This window comes from Pseudomonas arabinosi, assembly GCF_047758675.1.
Taxonomy (GTDB): Bacteria; Pseudomonadota; Gammaproteobacteria; order Pseudomonadales; family Pseudomonadaceae; genus Aquipseudomonas; species Aquipseudomonas arabinosi.
The window spans coordinates 4,867,247-4,887,531 of the sequence record NZ_CP180480.1 but is presented as its reverse complement, the minus strand read 5'-3'; the positions used below and the strand labels follow the sequence as shown (position 1 = coordinate 4,887,531).

The window sequence follows — 20,285 nt, the reverse complement described above, 5'->3', positions numbered from 1 at the left end:
AGCGGGAACTTCAGGGTACTGACCAGGTCAACAGGGGCCCTGTATCGGCGATGCCGAGCAGCGCTGGTGGCCTGTTTTACGGCAGTGCCGTCCGAGATCATCCGAGTCCGCCCCCCTGATGCCAACCAAGAGTTTTCTGCCGGGTCTCCTCCTGGCGTTCTGCGCCGTCGCGTCGCTTTGCTCGGTTGCTGCCGAGCGTAGAGCGCCCTCGCAAAGTAACAGCGCATCAACCACGCTAATCGAAACCGCCTCGCGGCAGTATGAAAATGGCCAGTTGGACCAAGCCGCTGCCACGCTGGAGCGTGCTCTGCATATCCAGCCGAACAATCCCGCGACGCTGCATTACCTTGGTGTGTTGCGTCTTCAGCAGGGGGAGTACCAGCAGGCTGAAACATTGGCGGCGCGCTCGAACATGCGGGTTGGCCGCAACGTCGAGTTACGCAACCGCAACTTCCAATTGATCCAGGCGGCGCAGCAGGCCAAGGCTTCGAATACTTCACCCAACGCCAAAGAGGGCCTGGTCGCCGTACAGAAAGGGCTCGAAGAAGAGGTCAAAAAGCGCCGCGAAGCAGAAATGGCCGCTGCTGAACAATCCAACGCTGGCAACTTCGTTAGCGCAAACGCAGTGACCGCATCGGAATCGCCGACGGCTGGCAGGCCACGGCCCGAAGGAGAATTGCCAGTGGCTTCCGTCGAGCCAGAGCCCGCGTACGATGAGGTTCAGATCCCCCGCGGCCATTGGCCGCCTCCGGGTAAATGCCGAATCTGGTTTCCTGATCGCCCGCCCGGGCATCAGCCCGCACCCGGCAAGTGCAAGAAGCTGCGACATCGGGTTCCGTCAGGAGCCTACCTGGTGCGCGGTTGAGTTTTTGAGTGTCCTTCGGGCCGGTTAAGCCGCAGGTGTTGCAGGCGAATAATCCCGTGGCTTCGCACTAGCGACGATAGTAGCGGCGATCGTCCTCGTAGCGGTGCCGCATGGCCCGATCGTGGTGGCGCTCCCAATCACGATGGCGTTCAGCTTCTCGGCGGGCTTGCTCTCTACGCCACTGATCTCTACGCCAGTCGTCTCGGCGCCAATCGTCTCTACGATTGTGCGAACGGTTGTCATGCCAGTATCGGTCGTCATGGGCAAGCAACGGCCCTGGCTGCTTGGCCATACTGGCCAAGGTTGGCCAAGGGTTGCCGGCGGTCTGGACAGGAGCCTGAACGGCTGTGACTTCAGTTGCGAAAACAGGGGTTGAGGTCTTCATCTGTGTTGCTGATGCCGAGCCCACTGCCGCGAACGCGAACAGGCCGAAGAGCATCATCCGTGGGTCATGGAATTTCATGAGCGAAGACAACCTCAGATTGACAATTGGACGTGTGGCCATCTGGGTGCGAGAAGCCTGCGGGTTCGCGCTTACCGAGCGGATGTGCCTATCCACATAGACAGATAAATAAGGAAAAGTTCTAGGGAGCCGCTGCTTAAATAGCCAACGGCCTCAGTGTTTGGTGCCTTTGAGGTTTGCTATCTCGATGTCCGCTTCTGGGGCGATTGCCGTCTGTGGCGAATGGCAGCAATCGACTGTGGATTCAACCGGTCATTCGTGACGGGCGGAAAACGGCCAAAATCTTCCCGTCACAACAGACCGGAAATGGCCCAAAGCTCTCATCGTAAATCCACAAAAGGAGGGCATGGTTTTCGCTGTTTTCAGCGTCGTGCAGACAGCTGTTGCGGCGCCAAAAATGCATCGTGGAAATAGTTACGAAACGCCTGCATCGCCGGGCTGAATTCGCGCTCGCGATGCCACGCCAGTCCGACACTCATCGGCGTCACCTTGTCGGTGACTGTCAGGGTTTCGATGCGTTTTCCTTCCAGTGACCAGGGGCGGTGCACCAAGTCCGAAAGGATTGCCACGCCGCTGCCATTGGCGACCATGCTGCGCACCGCTTCGACTGAACTGGTACGCACCCGCACGTTTGGCTGCTGATGCGCATGTTCCCAGTAGCGCATGGCGCTTTGTTCGGCTTCGTCGACGGTCAGCAGGATGTAGGGCTCTTTCGCGACGTCGGCGAGGCTGACCGCCGAGCGTTCGCATAACGGATGGTGGCTGGGCAGCCATAACCGCCGTTCGGAGTTGAAGAGAATCTCTGAAACGATGTCCGGGTGCGTGAGGTTGGCGGTGAGCACCACGGCCATATCAAAACGACCTTCCAACAAGCCTTGTTCAATCGCTTGCCGTTCCTGTTCATGGACTTCAATGGCCACGTCCGGATGCCAGTGTTCCAGGCGCTGCAAATGGTGCGGCAGGAAATAACCGATCACCGTGTAGCTCGCCGCCAAGCGCAACACGCCACTGGCGCGGATATCCGGCAACGGGCTGTTCAACGCGTCATCGACACTGCGCAAAATCACGTAGGCCCGATTCAAAAAGTGCCGCCCGGCGTCGGTCAGGCTCATGCCCTGGGCCGAGCGCTGGAACAACAGCGTGCCGAGGATGCCTTCCAGTTCCTTGATCGCCGTGGTCACCGCCGACTGGGAAATATTCAGATGAATCGCGGCTTGAGAGATTTGCCCGATCTCGGCGGTAGCGACGAAATAACGGACTTGGCGCAGGGTCAGGGACATGAGCACTCCGGGTGACGAGGTATCTGTTTTTCAGAAGATACCCCATCTGATAATAGATCTTCCCAAGGGGGTGGGAGGAATCTAACTTGGCCTGCATGAAGTCACAAGCGTCGGGAGCAAGCGTCATGCAGGCAGTAGATTTCAACTCGGACATGGGCGAAGGCTTTGGCCCCTGGACCATCGGCGATGGCGTCGACAATGAGCTGATGGGCTTTATCAGTTCGGCCAACATCGCCACCGGTTTTCATGCCGGCGACCCTAGCACCATGCGCCGCACCATCGAGCAGGCCAAGCGCCTGGGCGTGGCCATCGGCGCGCATCCGGGGTTTCGCGACCTGGTTGGTTTTGGCCGTCGGCACATCAATGCGCCGGCCCAGGAACTGGTCGATGACATGCTCTATCAGTTGGGCGCCCTGCGTGAACTCGCCCGGGTTCAAGGCGTGGCCCTGCAACACATCAAACCCCACGGCGCGCTCTACATGCACCTGGCCCGAGACGAAGACGCCGCCCGTTTGCTGGTGGAAAACCTCCAGCGCCTGGAGCCGGAGTTGCTGTTGTATTGCATGCCCGATTCGGTGATCTGGCGGGTTGCCACGGAACTCGGCCAACCGGTGATCCGCGAGTTCTACGCTGACCGCGAATACGACCTCAGCGGCTCCATCGTCTTCACCCGCAACGTGCGGGCTTACGACCCGGCCCATGTCGCCGAGCGAGTGCTGCGTGCTTGCCAACAAGGCGTGGTGCGCACCGTCGAGGGCGAAGACCTGGCGATTGAATTCGATTCCATCTGTTTGCACAGCGACACGCCGGGTGCCCTGGCGTTGGTCGAGGCCACGCGTCATGCACTTGATGGCGCGGGCATCGAGGTCCGAGCACCGCGCTGAGACCGAACGAAAACACCTGGCACACAGACGCCAGGGTTTGCCCACCGATTCACTTTTTGCCTGCCTTTCTACAACTATTCCAAGAGGAACAGACATGGCCGAACACACTGTAATCACCCCGTTGCCAGGGACCTTCTACCGCAAAGCTACCCCGGAATCGGCGAACTTCGTCGAGGTCGGCGCGCAGGTCAGTGCCGACACGGTGATTGGCCTGATCGAGGTCATGAAGCAGTTCTCCGAACTGACCGCCGGGACGGCCGGTCGCCTCAGTGCCTTTTTGGTAGAAGACGGTGATCCGGTGGAGCCGGGTCAAGTCGTCGCAACACTCGACGACGAGTGAGGGCGCGATCATGACCCAAGCCATTCATAAACTGCTGGTCGCCAACCGTGGCGAGATCGCCGTGCGGATTATCCGCTCCGCCAAAGAACTGGGCATTCCCACCGTTGCTGCGTGCAGCGAGGCGGACGTCGATTCCCAGGCCGCGCGCATGGCCGATGAGGTGCACATTCTTGGCCCGGCCCGTGCCGACAAAAGTTACCTGAACGTCGAGGCCTTGCTCGGCGCCTTGAAAGCCACGGGCGCCAACGCGGTGCATCCCGGTTACGGCTTTCTGTCGGAGAACGCCGATTTCGCCGAAGCGGTGGTGGCTGCCGGCGCCATTTTTGTCGGCCCAAGCGCGCAGACGATCCGGCGCATGGGCGATAAAGCCGAGGCACGGCGTACCGCACAAGCCGCTGGCGTGCCGGTGGTACCGGGTTCGCCGGGTGAACTGTTCGACGTCGAGTCTGCGCTCAAGGCTGCTGAATCCGTTGGCTTCCCGTTGTTGATCAAAGCTTCGGCCGGTGGTGGCGGGCGCGGTATTCGGCTGGCGGAAAACGTTGAGCAATTGAGCGAAGAATTTCCCCGTTCCCAGCGCGAAGCCAAAGCGGCGTTTGGCAATGGCGCGGTGTATCTGGAGCGGTTTATCAGCCGGGCCCGGCATATTGAAGTGCAGGTGTTGGGCGACGGTCAGCACGCGGTGCATTTGTTTGAGCGCGAGTGTTCGCTGCAACGGCGTCGGCAGAAAATCTTCGAAGAAGCTCCGTCGCCAGTCCTCAGCCAACAGCAACGGGAAACCCTCTGCGAAAGCGCCGTGCGCCTGACCGAATCTTTGGGCTACAAGGGCGCCGGCACACTGGAATACCTGTATGACGACGCCACTGGCGAGTTCTTCTTTATCGAGATGAACACGCGGATTCAGGTGGAGCACCCGGTCAGCGAACTGATCACCGGCATCGACCTGGTCCAGGCCATGTTGCGCATCGCTGGCGGCGAGCCGCTGGGCTTCAAGCAAAGTGACATCCGACTCAACGGCGCCGCCCTGCAAATGCGCCTGAACGCTGAAGACCCGGCGCGGGATTTCTTCCCGAGTCCCGGCCTGGTCGAGGAACTGATCTGGCCGAACGGCGAGGGCATTCGCGTCGATACGCATCTGTATCAAGGCTACCGTGTGCCGCCGTACTATGACTCGCTGCTGGCCAAACTGATTATTCACGGTGCGGATCGCGCCGAAGCCCTGGCCCGAGCGCGAATGGCGGTGGCGCACACCACGCTCACTGGCATGGCCAACACCTTGGCGTTGCACGGTGAATTGCTGGAGCAACCGTGGCTGCACAGCGCCGACTTTCACACCGGCACCCTGGAAACCTGGCTGGCCGAGCGCCGCAGCGGAGGTGAAGCATGAGTACTCCCATCCGCTACAGCTTTGGCGCCGATGAGCATTTGTTTGCCGAAGTCAGCGACAGCATGTCCCTGGACGCGTTCTTCAAAGGCCTGGCCGTCACCCGTGCCGTGGAACGGCTGGCGCTGGATGGCGTGCTCGATATCTGCCTGGCCAACGCGTCATTCCAGATTCGTTTCGACCCGGATCGCATCGCCCCTCACACCTTGCTCGAAGCGGTAAAAATCGCCGAGGCCGGAGCCGTTGCCGAGCGCACGTTGCAGACGCGGATTATCGAGATTCCGGTGCTCTACAACGATCCCTGGACCCACGAAACCCTGATGCGTTTTCGCGACCGCCATCAAGACCCGAGCGCCACGGACCTGGAATACGCCGCACGAATCAACGGTCTGGCCGACGTCGATGCATTCATCGCGGCCCACAGTGGCGCGCCGTGGTTTGTCTCGATGGTCGGCTTCGTTGCCGGGCTGCCGTTCATGTTCCAGATGGTCGAGCGCGAGCGTCAGTTGCAGGTGCCCAAGTACCTGCGCCCGCGCACCGACACACCGAAATTGACCCTTGGTCACGGCGGTTGCTTTGGTTGCATTTACTCGGTGCGCGGCGCCGGCGGTTATCAGATGTTTGGCGTCACCCCCGCGCCGATCTACGACCCGCAACAGAACCTCGCGTACCTGAAAGAACACATGGTGTTTTTCCGTCCAGGCGACATCGTGCAGTTCAAACCGATGGACCGTGAAGCCTACGACCACGCGGTGGCCGAAGTGGAAGCCGGTTGCTTTGATCTGCGGATTCGGCCGGTGGAGTTTTCGCTGGACGCGTTCCTCGCCGATCCCGTTGGCTATCCCAAGTCGTTGCAGGAGGTGTTGGCATGATCAAGGTCCTCAAACCCGGCCTCGCCACTTCGGTACAGGACCTGGGCCGCGAAGGGTATTACCACTTGGGCATTCCGCCGTCCGGCGCGCTTGATCAATACGCCTTGAGCGCGGCCAATCAATTGGTCGGCAACCCGGCAGGTTTGGCGGCGCTGGAATGCACGCTGCTCGGGCCTGAGTTGGAGTTTCAGCAGGATGCATTGGTGGCGGTCAGCGGCGCGCACATGACGCCACGGGTCGATGGCGTGGAAATGCACCACGACACCGCGTTCACCGTGAAGGCCGGGCAAGTGCTGCGCTTTGACTTTCCCAAGGCTGGTGCCCGCGCTTATGTGGCAGTGGCCGGCGGCATTGATGTGCCGGTGGTGCTCGGCAGTCGCTCCACCTATGCGCTGGGCGCGCTCGGCGGTTTTCAGGGGCGACGCCTGATTGCAGGCGACGAATTGCCGGTGGGCATCGCCAGTGGCAAGAGCCGCGCCGGGGCCAGTTTGCCCATGGCGTTACGGCAATCATTGGGTGGCGAAATCACCCTGCGGGTGGTGCCCGGTTTGTACTACCACCGCTTGACCGAATCGGCGGCGAAGAGCTTTTTCGCCGAGCCGTGGACGGTCGGTTCGGAAGCCGACCGCATCGGCTATCGCTTCAAGGGCGGCAGCGCGCTGAGCTTTCAGCCCCGGGAGCAGCCGTTCGGCGCCGGTTCCGATCCGTCGAACATCGTCGACAGTTGCTACCCGATCGGCTCGATCCAGGTGCCCGCCGGGCTCGAACCCATCGTGCTGCACCGTGATGCGGTGTCCGGTGGCGGCTACGCGATGATTGGCACGGTGATCAGCGCCGACCTCGACTTGATCGGCCAGATGCAACCCAACCAGAAGGCCCGCTTTGTCGCGGTAACCCTCGAAGAGGCGCTGGAAGCGCGACGTTCCTATAAGAAAAAACTCAGCTGCCTGAGCAAGCTGTTCCCTTCCTGATTCTGCCCGCCGTCTAGCGCGGGCCATGCCAAACGGTACGCCAACGCCGCACTTCGGTGCGGTGACGGCTGCCCGCGCTTCAACCTTTGACTGGTTTTGGAGTTCACGCATATGGCTGCTTTATCGCAATCGAGTCAAACCGGGCAAGACCCGGCGCACCATCCTGTTCCCACCGAAGCGCGCATGGGTCGACTGTCCCTGACCATGGCCTGGTGGGCGGTGTGCAGTGCGATGTTTTATATCGTGGTGGGTGCTTCATTGGCGTTGTCGTTCGGTGCGCGCAATGCGCTGATCGGCATGGTCCTGTCGGTGATCAGTTATGGACTGGTCAACAGCGTGCTCAGCCGCTTTGCGATTCGCAGCGGTTTGTCGGTGGCGTTGTTTTCACGGCTGTTGTTCGGCAGCACCGGGGCGTGCCTGGCAACGTTGATTTTCTTCTCGACCGCGATCTATTACGCGGTGTTCGAAGGTTCGGTGATCGCCGTCGCGCTCAATCACCTGTACCCGGAACTGGTCTATCCGCTGGCGGCATTGGCGGTGGTGCTCTACAGCGTGCCGATGATCCTGGGCAGCGTGCAGCACTGGCTGGACAAGCTCAACGGCGTGTTGCTGCCGGTGTACCTCGGTGGTTTGCTGGTGGCGGTGGGGCTATCGATCAGCCGTTATGGCTACCAGCCGCAATGGCTGGATTTCGGCCCGGCAACGCCTAGTGCATTCGGCTGGTGGGATTGTTTTGTCGCCTACATGGGTGTCTGGGTGTTGATGCTGTTCACCTTCGACTATGCGCGTTTCGGCAAGCCTGAAGACGCCGAGTACCACGGTCGCTGGAACTTCGGCATGCCGTTCTACGCGGTGACGTTTCTGCTCAACGGCGCGGCGGGCATTTACCTGGTCAGCAGCATTCCCCACGAAGGCGCGCTGAACGAAGTCTCGGTGGTGATGGCGATTTTGCAGTTGATGGGCCTGTGGGGATTGTTGTTTGTCTGGGCCACGCAAACCCGGATCAACACGGCCAACTATTACTTGGCGACCCTGAACATGCAGGCGTTCTTTGGTCGATTTGGCCTTCGCGGTTCGTACCTGATGTGGGCAGTGGCGGTGGGGGTGATCGTCTACGGCTTGATGCTCGCGGACGTGTTTGCCTACCTCCTCAAGGCGTTGGCCTATCAGGGGATTTTCGTGGTGGCCTGGGTGGGTGTGGCGTTGGCGCAAATTGTCTACGGACGCAGTGACGTGGCAGCGCTCGAACGGGTGGTCGCGTTTAACCCGGTGGGCTTGACGGCCTGGTTTGGCGCCACCGCATTGGGTCTTGCGTTGATGTTTTCCGGCGGCGGCCTGAGCAGCTTTTCCGCGCCATCTACCGTGATAGTTGCATTTGCCTTGCAAGCAGGCTTATCCCATCGAAGCCGGTTGCGGTTACGGTTGGCAGAGTAGAGTTTTGCAGTCACTCATCCCGTACCCGCCTGCTCTGCGTCTACGTTCAATCTGAAATTTATTGGCCCGTCAGCAGATGTGGATTTCGCATAGAAGCGCGATTTCCAGTCCGGTTTTGAGTACCTGTTGCGCTGAAAAACGTTTTTACACAGCCTGGGCCGAAAGCTGCCTCTGACTATCATGCTTAAGTGGGCGCCTGTATCTCATAAATACGGGGCATCTGTGTCTATCGAAAGTAGTAGTGGATGGTTACGGTCCACAGACACTCCTTCATTGATGAGGCAACGATGGATCTGACGGCTGTTCCCTTTGGTACGACCGATTGGTCGACTGTCGAACCTGTTCAGTATGCTGGACAGACGGGTACCGCCTATTGGCGAACCTGCCAGTTTGGTTCAACGCGTGTGCGGATGGTTGAATACAGTCCCGGGTATCTGGCCGATCACTGGTGCTGGAGAGGTCATATCCTGTTGTGCCTGGAAGGCGAGTTGCACACGGAGCTGGAGGATGGTCGTCAGTTCACGCTCACCGCCGGGATGAGCTATCAGGTGGGCAGCAACGCTGAGGGGCATCGATCTTTCAGCACCACCGGTGCCAAGTTGTTCGTCGTGGATTAGCTCTGGGACGCTTCGTTCGGGACTACGCTAAAGCCATGCGGATCGTCGATCAATCGGGAGGGACCCACTGTTCGCGCTGCGTCCGTCCCAGGAGCGCCCAATGCCGCCCATCATCACGCGCCTGGTGGCGCTGTTTGTTCTTTGCCTGACGCTTGACGTGCCCGCCCAGACCAACGCCTGTCCGGCTGGCGAGACACAAGTGTGCCTAGACGGCTGCATCTGCCTGCCAGTGCCTGATGGCCTCTACCAGATCGCGGCACCTGCCCTGGCGCTGTGGCTGACCCAAGCCCGCGCTGAAGCAGCCACCGCCGACATCCAACCCATTCCACCGCACATCCGGGAGCAACTGCTGCGCTGGTACGACCCCAGCGTCCTCGATACCGCGCGCTACAAAGTGAGCGACAACGGCCAATTCAGCGCCGCCACGGCCATGCTGCAAAACCCCGATGTCGGTGCCGTGACGCTGATCGACATCATCCTCTTCCGGGACGCTCAAGCCGCAGAACAGGACGTCGCGCTCTGGGCTCACGAGTTAAAGCATGTGCAGCAGTATCAGGAATGGGGGGTAGAAGGATTTGCCCAGCGGTATACACAGGATTTCAATGCTGTGGAGGCGCCGGCTTATGCCATACAGGCTGAAGTCAGACGGTTGGTGCGGGAAGGGAATTACTGAAGAGTCACGAACCCCGCTGCTCGGCCACCAACAGCAATGACTGCGGCACAGGACTTTGCGGGTGCTGTGGCTCCTGCAGGGCGGCCAACTGAAAACCGGCCATGTCCAGCGCATTGAGCCAACTGGACAAGGAGCGGAAATACCACGGCATGGGTTGCCATTGCCCCTTGAATCCAGTGAAGGTCTCTTCCCGCCAGCCATCCTGATAGTCGCCCGCCGCCGCGGTCCACGGATGCAGCGTCTGGATCACCAGCGCGCCGCCAGGGGCGAGCAGGGCGTTCATGGCGGCGAGCAGCGGGATGATGTCCTGGTGCAGCAGGGCGAAGTTGGCGCAGATCAGGTCGTAGTCGCGGCCGATGTCCACCTTTGCCTCCACCAACGCTTCATAGCTCGCCAGATATACCTGGGAGGAGCCCGCCGCCCGGGCTGCCTCGACCAGCGTCGCATCGCCATCCACACCGACCGCCTTGATGCCCCGTTCAGCCAGCGCGCGCAACAGCCAGCCCTCGCCGCAGCCCAGGTCGAGCACGCGCTCGGGCTGGCGGCCCAGCACCGCCAGCAGGATTGCCTGATCGGTGACCTTGAGGCGGCTTTCGATGGCGCCGGTGCGGATGGCGTCGATCCAGGATTGGGCGTTGTGGTGCCAGCTATCGAGGAGGGTGGATTCGGCGGTGGGCATGTCGGTGACCGGCGTTGTGGGTTGGACAAAAGGATAGGACAAGTGCGGGTGGCTCGAAAAAACCTTACCAACCCTTCACTCCGCTCATGTCGGGCAGCTTGTGAGCGATGCCCTTGTGGCAGTCGATGCAGGTGGCCTCACCGTTGGCCAGGGAAGTTGAATGCATGGAAGAGGCGCGCTTGCTCTGGCGGGTAAAGTCCATGAACTCGAAGTTGTGGCAATTACGGCATTCGCGAGAATCGTTGGCCTTGAGCCTTGCCCACTCATGCTCGGCCAGTTCGCGACGCAGCGTGAGGAATTTGTCGCGCGTATCGATGGTGCCGAAAATCTTGCCCCACACCTCTTTTGAAGCCTGCATCTTGCGCGCGATCTTGTGGGTCCATTCGTGGGGCACGTGGCAGTCCGGGCAACTGGCGCGCACGCCGGATCGGTTGGTGTAGTGGATCGTGTCCTTCAGCTCGACGAAAACGTTGTCACGCATCTCATGACAGGAGACGCAGAACTTCTCGGTATTGCTCAGCTCCAGCGCGGTGTTGAAGCCGCCCCAGAAAATGATCCCGGCGATAAAGCCCCCCAGCGTCAGAAAGCCCAGGCTGTAGTAGAGGCTCGGACGACGCAGAATGCCCCAGTAATCCTTAAGCAGGGCGAACAGTGCTTTCATGTTGCCTCCTCAGGGTTTCTGCGCGGCGTTGGCGGCGTTGGCGTCGTCTTGCAAGATCTTGTCGATCGTTTCGAAACTGTTGCCCACCAGGGGCAGCACTTCTGTTTGCGGCACGTGGCATTGGTTACAGAAGTATCGGCGCGGTGACACCGCCGCCAGCGCCTGGCCGTCGCGGTCCATGTAGTGGGTGATGCTGATCATCGTCGCCTGGGTCCGCGCGCTGTTGGCACGGCTGTGACAGGACAGGCACTTGTTGCCGTTCTTGTCGATCTGATAACCGAGGATGGTATGGGGGATGGTGGGTGGCTGGTCCGGGTAATTGCGTTCGCGCTTCAGGTCCTTGTTTTCTTCATTGGCAATGGGCGGGGCCGGCATGCTCTGGGTCAAGGTGCCACCGGGCCGGCGCCCATCCGGCCCCGGTGCATCGAGGGGGTAGTTGACTTCGGCAGCCATCACCACGCCAATCGCAGCAAACAGGAGCAACGGCAGGATTCGCAAAGGCATGACGGTTCTCCTCAGGCCACGCTGATCAACTCGATTCGTATCGCGCATTTTTTATAGTCGGTCTGCTTGGAGATCGGGTCGGTGGCATCGAGCGTGACTTTGTTGATCAGCTTGTTGGCATCGAAAAACGGCACGAACACCAATCCTTGAGGCGGTTTGTTACGCCCGCGGGTCTCGATGCGCGCACGGATTTCACCGCGTCGGCTGATCAACTTCACTTCACTTCCACGCCGCGCCTTCAAGGCCTTGGCATCTTCGGGGTGCATGTAGACCAACGCGTCCGGCACCGCTTTGTACAGTTCCTCGACGCGTTGGGTCATGGTGCCGGTGTGCCAGTGTTCGAGGACGCGTCCGGTGCTCAACCAGAATGGGAAATCGGCATCCGGGGCTTCGGCCGGCGGCTCGTAGGGGAGGGCGAAGATGATCGCCTTCTTGTCCGGGTAGCCGTAGAACTGCACCTCGCTGCCTTTCTCCACGTAGGGGTCGAGCCCCTCGCGGTAACGCCAGCGGGTTTCCTTGCCGTCCACCACCGGCCAGCGCAGTCCCCGTTCGCTGTGGTAGCGGTCGAACGTGGCAAGGTCATGCCCGTGGCCGCGACCGAACTGGGCGTACTCCTCGAACAAACCTTTTTGCAGGTAGAAGCCAAAGGCTTTGGCTTCATCATTTTTGTATCCAGCTTCCATTTGCTCGACCGGGAACTGGTCTACCTGGCCATTCTTGTAAAGCACTTCAAACAGGGTTTTGCCCTTGTGCTCAGGAGACTTGGCCAGTAACTCGGCGGGCCAGGTTTCATCGGTGGTGAAGCGCTTGGAAAACTCCAGCAACTGCCACAGGTCCGACTTGGCGTCCCCGGGCGCGGTCACCAACTGATGCCAGAATTGTGTACGCCGTTCAGCGTTGCCGAAGGCACCTTCCTTTTCCACCCACATGGCGCTGGGCAGGATCAGGTCGGCGGCTTGGGCGGAAACGGTGGGGTAGACATCCGAGACAATCACGAAATTATCCGGGTTGCGCCAGCCCGGCAGGACTTCCTGCATGATGTTCGGCCCGGCGTGCATGTTGTTGCTGGCTTGGGTCCAGTAAACGTTGAGTACGCCGTCCTTGAGCATGCGGCTCTGTTCCACTGCGTGAAAACCAGGCTTCTCCTGAATGGTGCCGGCGGGCAGCTTCCAGATTTTTTCGGCGATGGCGCGATGCTTGGGGTTGGTGACCACCAGATCGGCGGGCAAGCGGTGGGAGAAAGTCCCGACTTCGCGTGCCGTACCACAGGCCGACGGCTGGCCGGTCAACGAGAAAGGGCTGTTGCCCGGTTCGCTGATTTTGCCGGTGAGCAAATGGATGTTGTAGATCAGGTTGTTGGCCCAGACGCCGCGAGTGTGCTGGTTGAAACCCATGGTCCAGAACGACACGACCTTGCGCTTGGGGTCGGCATACAACTCGGCCAAAGCCTTGAGCCTTTCAGCCGGAACGCCTGTCTCCTTGGCGGTTTGTTCCAGCGTGTAAGGTTTGACGAATGCTGCGTATTGTTCGAAGGAAATGTCGGTCCAGGTGTTGGCCTTGCCGGCATTTTTTGCCTTCATTTCCCGAGGATCGTCAGGGCGCAGGCCGTATCCGATGTCGTCGGCACCTTTGGCAAATCGGGTGTGTTTAGTAATGAAGTCCTGGTTCACCGCGCCGCTTTCAATGATGTGGTTGGCAATGTAGTTAAGGATCATCAGGTCGGTTTGCGGCTTGAACACCATGGGGATGTCGGCCAGCTCGAAACTGCGATGTTCGAAGGTCGACAGTACGGCCACTTTCACGTGAGGCTGGCTCAGGCGGCGGTCGGTGACCCGGCTCCAGAGCACCGGGTGCATCTCGGCCATGTTCGAGCCCCAGAGCACGAAGGCATCGGTGGCTTCGATGTCGTCGTAGCACCCCATCGGCTCATCCATGCCAAAGGTGCGCATAAAACCCATCACCGCCGAGGCCATGCAATGGCGGGCGTTGGGGTCGATGTTGTTGCTGCGAAAGCCTGCCTTCATCAGCTTGTTGGCGGCATAGCCTTCCCACACGGTCCATTGACCTGAGCCGAACATGCCGACCGACCCGGGACCTTTGCTCTTCAAGGCCTCCTTGAATTTCAGTTCCATGATGTCGAAGGCCTTCTCCCAGCTGACCGGCTGGAATTCGCCTTGCTTGTCGTACTGGCCATTCGTCATGCGCAAAAGCGGTTGGGTCAGGCGATCAACGCCGTACATGATCTTCGAAAGAAAATAGCCCTTTACGCAGTTCAGTCCGCGGTTGACCTCGGCCTTGACGTCGCCGTGGGTGGCGACCACCCGGTTGTCCTTAGTCGCAACCATCACGCTGCACCCGGTGCCGCAGAAACGGCAGGGCGCCTTGTTCCAGTCCAGGGTGACCATGTCCGCTTCGGTTACCAGATTACTGGCGTCGGTAATAATCGGCAGGCCAGCAGCGGCGGCTGCAATGGCGGCGGCCTGGGCCTTGACGAATGCTCGGCGCGACATGCTCATTCGATATCTCCTTCGGGTTCGAGGAGTTCGTGATAGATCAACGCCGCGTTAAGTACGCCGGGCAAGTTGTTGATCTGTTCGATGCGTTGGAGGATCTGACTTTCGTGTACGGCTTCAAGGACCACCACCAGTTTTCCCGCCGCACTTTCGTGATGCAGTTCCAGGCCGTCCAACAAGCGCAAGTTAGCTTTAACGGCATCGAACAATTCAGGTCGGGCAAGTACGACAAGACTGGCAATATGCAAAGCTTCGTCCATGCGCTGGCTCCAATAGGCTTTCAGAAAAGGCTATTAGTTAGTTGGGTGGTCCCGGTGGGCCGTACAGCATCTGGAAAAACCAGACGATAAAACCGTAGCCGCCGACGATAGCGACCGACAGCAGTGGAAAGAGGCAGACGACAAGAAAGAGAAACAGTCGGGTTTCCTTGCGGCGCTGAGGTTTTCGTTCTTCAGCCAATGACATGAGTAATCTCCTGCCGAACGTGCAGTCAGACTAGATCACGAAGTTTTCGCAGGTTTTCTGGTGGGGGTTTTACAGACCGACGGTTATTAACCCGTGCTCCGGTGTCGCAACGGGTTATAACGTTTTCAATCATTACTTCATTTAGTTACCAAAGTTCGCTGTATTGATAGGTATTCGCTTTCAATAAATGTTCTTGTCGTTGCCTCTTTATTAATTTTTGCACTCCGCCAACACCACTTTGCAGGAATCGGGCGTGCCACCGGATCGGCCGGCATAGCGTATGCAATTATTCAGGGATTTTTTGCGAGCCATGTTCAAGGTGGAGCCCCAAGCCAGGCCACCCTCGCCGACAGTGGGGAGCGCTTTTGCATAGCAGCTGTCGCCCAGGGTTGAGGCCGCATAGCGAGCCGTCGCAGCTTTACCTGAACATCCCGTGGCCAGCGCCAGGTTGATGGCGAGCAGGGAGAACAGGATCCATGACGAGCATTGGCGCGCTGTTTTTCCGGTCATCCCGTTTCCCCTGTATCAGGAGGCTAGAGGCATGTTTGTGGTCGTACTCTATTCAGATTAGACGGTGTTGCGCCTAACCTTGGGTCTGTTTAAACCAGAATTCTCCCGCAACAACAGCGCTCGCTGGACGCCATAACCGCACCTATGGCATCGTCGAAAAAATACGCCATGTAGTAAACAGGATAAAAACAATGGAGGAGGGTGATGAGGTCGGCGCCAAGGCGTCGATGGCCACGCTGACCGCGTTCAATCGTTGCGTGTTGCACCTGGGTCGGCTTGCTCGAGACCGCGGGGCCTCTCAATTTATTGCCGACGGCTTGCAGGCCTTCCGCCAACTGGTGCCCTTCGCTTCGGCATGGTGGGGCGAGATGTCGACGTCAGACGCCAGTACTCCCCCTCAAAGCTGGATGCACGGGCGGATCAATCTGCCTGAGTCGTTTGCCGTCGAATGGCACAAAGTGGCGGTCAGCGACCGTTTTTCCCAGGAGACCTTAAGTCAACCCGGGGAAGTGGTGCGCGACAGTGGGTTCACCGACCCCTGTGAGGAGGTGAACGACTTCGCACGGCGTCACGACCTCTACCACCTGATGTGCATCACGTTCGAGCTCCCTGAAAGCGGCTTGATGTTCTTCGTCTGTCTCTACCGCGGCCTTCATGCACCGGCTTTCAATGACAGCGAGGCCGGGTTGTTCTCGGCGTTCTGCGACCATCTGTTGCAGTTGTGGCGCTTTCAGGTGCAGGACATGATTCGCTGCGACACGGGCAACGGGGCAAGTGACTTCGGGGTCGCCCGGATGGATGGCAGTCTGCTGTATGTGGGCGCAAGTCTGTGCGCCGCCATTCAGCGTGAGTTGCCTGGTTGGAGCGGTTCAATGCTTCCCTTTGACGTCATCGCGCAACTGCCAAAGGCGCCCTGCGTGATTCGCCTGGGTCGCACTGCAATGACACTTAGCCCCAACGCCGAGCACGTCATCCTGTCACTCGAAACACAGTCGCGCGGGGCGGTGCTGGCGCCTCGCGAGCGCACGGCCGCGATGCTGTTCGCCGCCGGTCATTCCTATAAGGAAATAGCCAAAATTCTTGCATTGAGTCCGGCCACAGTGCGCACCTATCTGCGTAACTGCTACTTGCAGCTCGGCGTGAAGAGCAAAGTGGAGCTGGGTTCAGCCCTGCGTTCGCCGACTTCGCTGGCGGAAACTGCACGTCGTCATTAAGCAGCGCCACAACGCAAACCTTGTAGCCGCAGCCTTGTGGCGAGGGGATAAATCCCCTCGCCACAAGACTGTGTTGCTGCTCAACTGACCGGTATTTGCCTTACCCCTCCTCATTTGTGGAGGTCCATCCGACCGCCGCGCTCTATAGGGTATGCCCTGCATATCAGGGGCTTGCGACCGTCCGTTCGGGCCACTTCCAAAACTATAAAAATAGAGGTGAGGCAGTTGAAATTTTCCAGGCTATCTATCGCCGTTGCCGCGACAACGGCATTTTCCTGCGTGGCGCTGGTGGGGTGTCAGACACACGCTTCGACAGGCGCCGACATGGTCATGCGCAACGGCTATGTCTATACCGTCGACGGCAAGAATTCCGTGCAGCAGGCGATCGCCGTCACGGGCGGGAAGATCGTTTATGTCGGCAGCGATGCAGGGGTTGCCTCGTACATCGACACGCAGACACAGCTGATCGATCTGGCCGGCCGCATGCTGATGCCGGGCTTCGTTGATGCGCACATGCATCCGGGGGATGGCGGCCGCGCCATGACCTTGTGCGACCTGAAATACCAGACGATGACCCGCAAGGCTTTCCAGGAAACCATTCAGGCGTGCCTTGATGCCGATAAAGACAAAGGCCCCGATGTCTGGCTCGAAGTGGGCAGCTGGGACCGCATGGGCATGACTGGACTCGACGGTGACGCCGACAAGTCGACACTGGACGCGCTCAAGACCAATCGCCCAATTCAAGTCCGTTCCACCGACTTCCATACGGTGCTGACCAACTCGCGCGGTTTGGCGGTGGCCGGTATCAACAAGCACACGGCCAATCCCGGTGACGGCAAGTACATGCGCGACAGCGCCGGCAACCCGAACGGCATCTGCGAAGACGGAGCCGCCGAGGCCATGGCTGCCGTGGTGCCGCCCGCCACCGATGCAGAGAAACTCAATCAGACCCGCGCGGCGCTCGATGCCATGCGCCAGCAAGGCATCACCAGTTTCTTCGATGCCTTGTCGGGACCGGAAAACGGCAAAGCGTTTACCACCCTGCAGCAGTCGGGTGAGCTGACGGCCCGGGCCTTGCTGGCGATCAAACTCGACCCTGCGGCCGCCACGGCGGACCCGGCGAAGACCATCGCCGACGCCAAGGCGCTGGCTGATACCTACGACCAGGGCGAAGCAAAAGTGGCGCCGGGTGTGAGCATGCGTCACGTCAAATTGTTCATGGACGGCATCATCAATGCGCCGGCGGACACGGGTGCAATGTTGACGCCGTACCTGCGCAATGCCGGCACCGATACGGCGCCGAAGTGGACACCCGGCAAGAACACCGGTGAGCTGTACTTCCCGCCGCAAGTGCTCAACCCGCTGCTGTTGAAGGCCGTTCAGGCCGGCCTCGATCCGCACCTTCACGCCACCGGAGACCGCGCGGTGCGCGACTCACTGAACGGCATCGAATACGTGCGCCAGCAACTGCCCGGCAATGGCTTCCGCCCGGCCATTACTCACAACGAGTCGGTGGACCCTGCCGACTATGCGCGCTTCAAGGCGCTCGACGTGACCGCCAACATGTCCTTCCAGTGGGCCCAGCAGGCACCGTCCACGGTTGACGGCACTAACGAACATCTAGGGGCGGCGCGATTTGCCCGCATGGAACCCTCCGGCAGCATCACTCGTGCCGGCGGCCGCGTTGCGTATGGCAGCGACTGGCCGGTCGACCCGCTCGACGAGTTCCTGGCACTGAAGATCGGTGTCACCCGCTCAGGTGATCCGCTGAACCCGCACAGCTATGGTCCCAAGTATGCGGGCAGGCTGAATGCCGACCCGGCGTTGTCGCGCACTGAAGTGCTGCGCACCATCACCATCAACGCCGCCGAGCAGCTGAAACTGGACGCTGTCGTTGGTTCGGTCGAGGTGGGCAAGTTTGCGGACCTGATCGTTCTGGACAAGAACTTCATGCAGGTGCCCGAGGAGGCCTTGGCTCGAAACAACGTGCTGCTGACGGTAGTGGGCGGCAAGGTCGTGTGGGCCAAGGCGCCGTTCGTTGGCCTTGATCCTAAGGCGTTGTCCCAGGCATCAGCCTCCCGTTCTGCCCAATAAAAACAAGAGAGTGTTTCCGATGCAGCGATTTATTCCAAACCTGTTGGCCGCAGCCCTGGCTTTTTCTTCGGTGCAAGCCATGGCCGCCGCTGACCTTGTGTTGTTCAACGGCAAGGTCTTCACCGCCGAACCCGGCCAGGGACTGGTCCAGGCAGTGGCCGTGCAAGACGGCAAGATCCTCAAGGTGGGCAGTAATGCCGAGATCAACGCCCTGGCCGACACCCGCACACAACGGATCGATCTGGCGGGCAAGGTGCTGATGCCGGGAATGATTGATACCCACAGTCACCCGGTGGTGGCGGCCTTCGACAGCATGGGGGCCAACCTGCTGGATGAAGTCAAGCCGTTGCCGGCGCTTGAACAGTGGATTATCGAACAGGATCAGGCGGGCATTGCCCGTGCCGGTGACGTGATCAGCATCGCCGGGGTCAGTTCGGCCTATTGGGACAAGAGCCGTGAGCTGGGCCAGCGCTTCAATCAGGGACGTTGGGCGGATCAACCGGTGGTCCTCAGCGGGATCGACGGGCACACCGGCTGGGCCAACAACGCCATGCTCAAGCGCCTCAAAATCGACGCGACATTGGTAAAAGGACTCTCGGAACAGGACCGCAGCTTTGTGGGTCACGATGCGGATTTCACCCCCAATGGCTATTTTGCCGAGTCGCGCTGGGACCAGGTACGCAGCCAGATCCCCGCACCCCGCGACGAGATCATGTTGAAAGCCGCCCGCGAGGCCGTGAAGGTCAACAATCAATACGGCGTCACCGCCTGGATGGACGCGGCGGCGAATGCCGGCAGTGGCGATTCGCTGTTCGATTTCAAGGCAACCGAGCAGAGTTACGGCGTGCTGCCGCTTTACCGCGAACTGGCAGAGAAGGGCGAGCTCAGCGCCCACGTTGCCGCTCTGTTGCTGGCCAATCCAAAAAGCCGACCGGCCGACCTGGAAGTGCTGGCCAAGGTCATGAAGAAATTCGAGGGTGTGCCCAACCTGAGTTTTCCTGGCATCAAGGTATTCGCCGATGGCGTTCTCGAGTTTCCGGGGCAGACCGCAGCGGTCATCGTTCCCTTCAAGAACAGCCATAAAAACGGTCAACTGCTGATCGACCCCGCGCACTTCGGTGAGTTGGTCGTGGCAGCGGAGAAGCGCGACTGGATTGTGCACATGCATGCGGTCGGCGACCGCGCGGTACGTGAATCACTCAATGGTTTTGCCTACGCGCGCAAACTCAACCCGACCCCGGTGGCTCATAGCATCAGCCACCTGCAACTGGTCAACCCGAAAGAGTTTCCGCGCTTCAAGCAACTTGGGGTGATCGCTTCCATGCAATTGCTGTGGGCCACCGGCGAGAGTTACACCGTGGAGTTGGTCAAACCCTATATCAGCGCATTTGCTTACGGTTATCAGTATCCCGCCAAGTCCCTGCATAACGCTGGCGCGGTCATCGCCGGTGGCAGTGACTGGCCGGTGTCCAGCCCCAATCCATGGAACGCCATCGCTCAGGCCAGCACGCGCAAAGGGCCGCTGGGTGTGTTGAATGCCAAGGAAAGCATCGATCGCCAGACCATGTTCTACGCCTACACGCTCAATGCCGCCAAGGCCCTGCGCCTGGAGCAGCAGATTGGTTCGCTGACGCCCGGCAAACAGGCCGACCTGATCATCCTCGACCGCGATGTCTTCAAGGTCAGCGATGACGAACTGTTCGACACCAAGGTCCTGAAGACCTTCTTCGCCGGCAAAGAGGTGTACGCGCCCGCGTCCTGACCCTCCGTTCACCCGCACCACGCAAAAGACACCTGGCTCCTCGTACGACGAGGGGCTCGGCATTGCCATGCCCGAAATAACCCGCACCTCCATAAAAATAAGA

General features: G+C 59.9%; 21 protein-coding genes. 12 read left to right on the top strand and 9 right to left on the bottom strand.

Annotated elements, in window-relative coordinates:
• Positions 1-118: 118 nt before the first annotated feature.
• Positions 119-865 carry a tetratricopeptide repeat protein gene (locus tag ACMXYJ_RS22830; RefSeq protein WP_415757038.1) on the top strand — a complete coding sequence of 249 codons (747 nt, stop codon included), beginning with the start codon at positions 119-121 and terminating at the stop codon, positions 863-865.
• Between the two features lie 67 nt (positions 866-932).
• Here the strand turns inward: ACMXYJ_RS22830 and ACMXYJ_RS22825 are convergent, their stop codons facing one another.
• Both ACMXYJ_RS22825 and ACMXYJ_RS22820 read right to left on the bottom strand, forming a co-directional pair.
• Positions 933-1,328: a hypothetical protein gene (locus ACMXYJ_RS22825; protein WP_415757037.1), complete on the bottom strand. Its 396-nt coding sequence runs from the start codon at positions 1,326-1,328 to the stop codon at positions 933-935.
• Positions 1,329-1,690: 362 nt separating this feature from the next.
• Complete coding sequence (locus ACMXYJ_RS22820) at positions 1,691-2,608, bottom strand: LysR family transcriptional regulator (RefSeq protein ID WP_047882404.1); 918 nt, start codon at positions 2,606-2,608, stop codon at positions 1,691-1,693.
• 125 nt (positions 2,609-2,733) lie between these two features.
• On the opposite strand from ACMXYJ_RS22820, the gene ACMXYJ_RS22815 reads away from it, so the two are divergent.
• The 8 genes from ACMXYJ_RS22815 to ACMXYJ_RS22780 all read left to right on the top strand — a co-directional run bounded on the left by ACMXYJ_RS22815 (position 2,734) and on the right by ACMXYJ_RS22780 (position 9,780).
• Positions 2,734-3,492, top strand: a complete 759-nt coding sequence (locus tag ACMXYJ_RS22815) for a 5-oxoprolinase subunit PxpA (protein ID WP_415757036.1) — start codon at positions 2,734-2,736, stop codon at positions 3,490-3,492.
• Positions 3,493-3,586: 94 nt separating this feature from the next.
• Positions 3,587-3,832 (top strand): acetyl-CoA carboxylase, encoded by a 246-nt coding sequence (locus ACMXYJ_RS22810; protein WP_095079351.1) that lies wholly within the window; start codon positions 3,587-3,589, stop codon positions 3,830-3,832.
• 10 nt (positions 3,833-3,842) lie between these two features.
• Complete coding sequence (locus ACMXYJ_RS22805; protein WP_415757035.1) at positions 3,843-5,216, top strand: acetyl-CoA carboxylase biotin carboxylase subunit; 1,374 nt, start codon at positions 3,843-3,845, stop codon at positions 5,214-5,216.
• On the top strand, positions 5,213-6,085 hold the full coding sequence (locus tag ACMXYJ_RS22800; protein WP_415757034.1) for a 5-oxoprolinase subunit B family protein: 873 nt from the start codon (positions 5,213-5,215) through the stop codon (positions 6,083-6,085). Before ACMXYJ_RS22805 ends, ACMXYJ_RS22800 begins: the two co-directional genes overlap by 4 nt.
• Positions 6,082-7,056 carry a biotin-dependent carboxyltransferase family protein gene (locus ACMXYJ_RS22795; RefSeq protein WP_103315990.1) on the top strand — a complete coding sequence of 325 codons (975 nt, stop codon included), beginning with the start codon at positions 6,082-6,084 and terminating at the stop codon, positions 7,054-7,056. The genes ACMXYJ_RS22800 and ACMXYJ_RS22795 overlap by 4 nt, the downstream gene beginning before the upstream one ends.
• 111 nt (positions 7,057-7,167) lie before the next feature.
• Positions 7,168-8,490 carry a purine-cytosine permease family protein gene (locus ACMXYJ_RS22790; protein ID WP_415757033.1) on the top strand — a complete coding sequence of 441 codons (1,323 nt, stop codon included), beginning with the start codon at positions 7,168-7,170 and terminating at the stop codon, positions 8,488-8,490.
• 287 nt (positions 8,491-8,777) lie between these two features.
• Entirely contained in the window at positions 8,778-9,107 is a 330-nt protein-coding gene (locus ACMXYJ_RS22785) for a DHCW motif cupin fold protein (protein ID WP_056744797.1), read from the top strand.
• 100 nt (positions 9,108-9,207) lie between these two features.
• A complete protein-coding gene (locus ACMXYJ_RS22780; protein ID WP_415757032.1) occupies positions 9,208-9,780 on the top strand; it encodes an eCIS core domain-containing protein in 573 nt (190 codons plus the stop codon).
• A gap of 4 nt (positions 9,781-9,784) precedes the next feature.
• On the opposite strand, the gene ACMXYJ_RS22775 is transcribed toward ACMXYJ_RS22780, so the two are convergent.
• From ACMXYJ_RS22775 to ACMXYJ_RS22745, 7 genes are all read right to left on the bottom strand, one after another.
• Positions 9,785-10,459: a class I SAM-dependent methyltransferase gene (locus ACMXYJ_RS22775; protein ID WP_415757031.1), complete on the bottom strand. Its 675-nt coding sequence runs from the start codon at positions 10,457-10,459 to the stop codon at positions 9,785-9,787.
• A 64-nt stretch (positions 10,460-10,523) separates the two neighbouring features.
• Entirely contained in the window at positions 10,524-11,120 is a 597-nt protein-coding gene (locus ACMXYJ_RS22770; RefSeq protein WP_415757030.1) for a cytochrome c3 family protein, read from the bottom strand.
• Between the two features lie 9 nt (positions 11,121-11,129).
• On the bottom strand, positions 11,130-11,624 hold the full coding sequence (locus ACMXYJ_RS22765; protein ID WP_415757029.1) for a nitrate reductase cytochrome c-type subunit: 495 nt from the start codon (positions 11,622-11,624) through the stop codon (positions 11,130-11,132).
• Positions 11,625-11,635: 11 nt separating this feature from the next.
• Positions 11,636-14,140 (bottom strand): nitrate reductase catalytic subunit NapA, encoded by a 2,505-nt coding sequence (gene napA, locus ACMXYJ_RS22760; RefSeq protein WP_415757028.1) that lies wholly within the window; start codon positions 14,138-14,140, stop codon positions 11,636-11,638.
• Positions 14,137-14,397: a chaperone NapD gene (locus ACMXYJ_RS22755; protein ID WP_415757027.1), complete on the bottom strand. Its 261-nt coding sequence runs from the start codon at positions 14,395-14,397 to the stop codon at positions 14,137-14,139. Before ACMXYJ_RS22755 ends, napA begins: the two co-directional genes overlap by 4 nt.
• Before the next feature lie 37 nt (positions 14,398-14,434).
• Positions 14,435-14,602, bottom strand: coding sequence for a periplasmic nitrate reductase, NapE protein (napE, locus tag ACMXYJ_RS22750; protein ID WP_033059995.1), 168 nt, complete (start codon positions 14,600-14,602; stop codon positions 14,435-14,437).
• A 210-nt stretch (positions 14,603-14,812) separates the two neighbouring features.
• The gene (locus ACMXYJ_RS22745; protein WP_415757026.1) at positions 14,813-15,112 is read right to left on the bottom strand and encodes a hypothetical protein; all 300 of its coding nucleotides are present in this window, start codon (positions 15,110-15,112) and stop codon (positions 14,813-14,815) included.
• A gap of 191 nt (positions 15,113-15,303) precedes the next feature.
• On the opposite strand from ACMXYJ_RS22745, the gene ACMXYJ_RS22740 reads away from it, so the two are divergent.
• From ACMXYJ_RS22740 to ACMXYJ_RS22730, 3 genes are all read left to right on the top strand, one after another.
• Positions 15,304-16,326: a helix-turn-helix transcriptional regulator gene (locus ACMXYJ_RS22740; protein WP_415757025.1), complete on the top strand. Its 1,023-nt coding sequence runs from the start codon at positions 15,304-15,306 to the stop codon at positions 16,324-16,326.
• Between the two features lie 225 nt (positions 16,327-16,551).
• Positions 16,552-18,420, top strand: a complete 1,869-nt coding sequence (locus ACMXYJ_RS22735) for an amidohydrolase (protein WP_415757024.1) — start codon at positions 16,552-16,554, stop codon at positions 18,418-18,420.
• A 19-nt stretch (positions 18,421-18,439) separates the two neighbouring features.
• Entirely contained in the window at positions 18,440-20,182 is a 1,743-nt protein-coding gene (locus ACMXYJ_RS22730) for an amidohydrolase (protein ID WP_415757023.1), read from the top strand.
• Positions 20,183-20,285 lie beyond the last annotated feature (103 nt).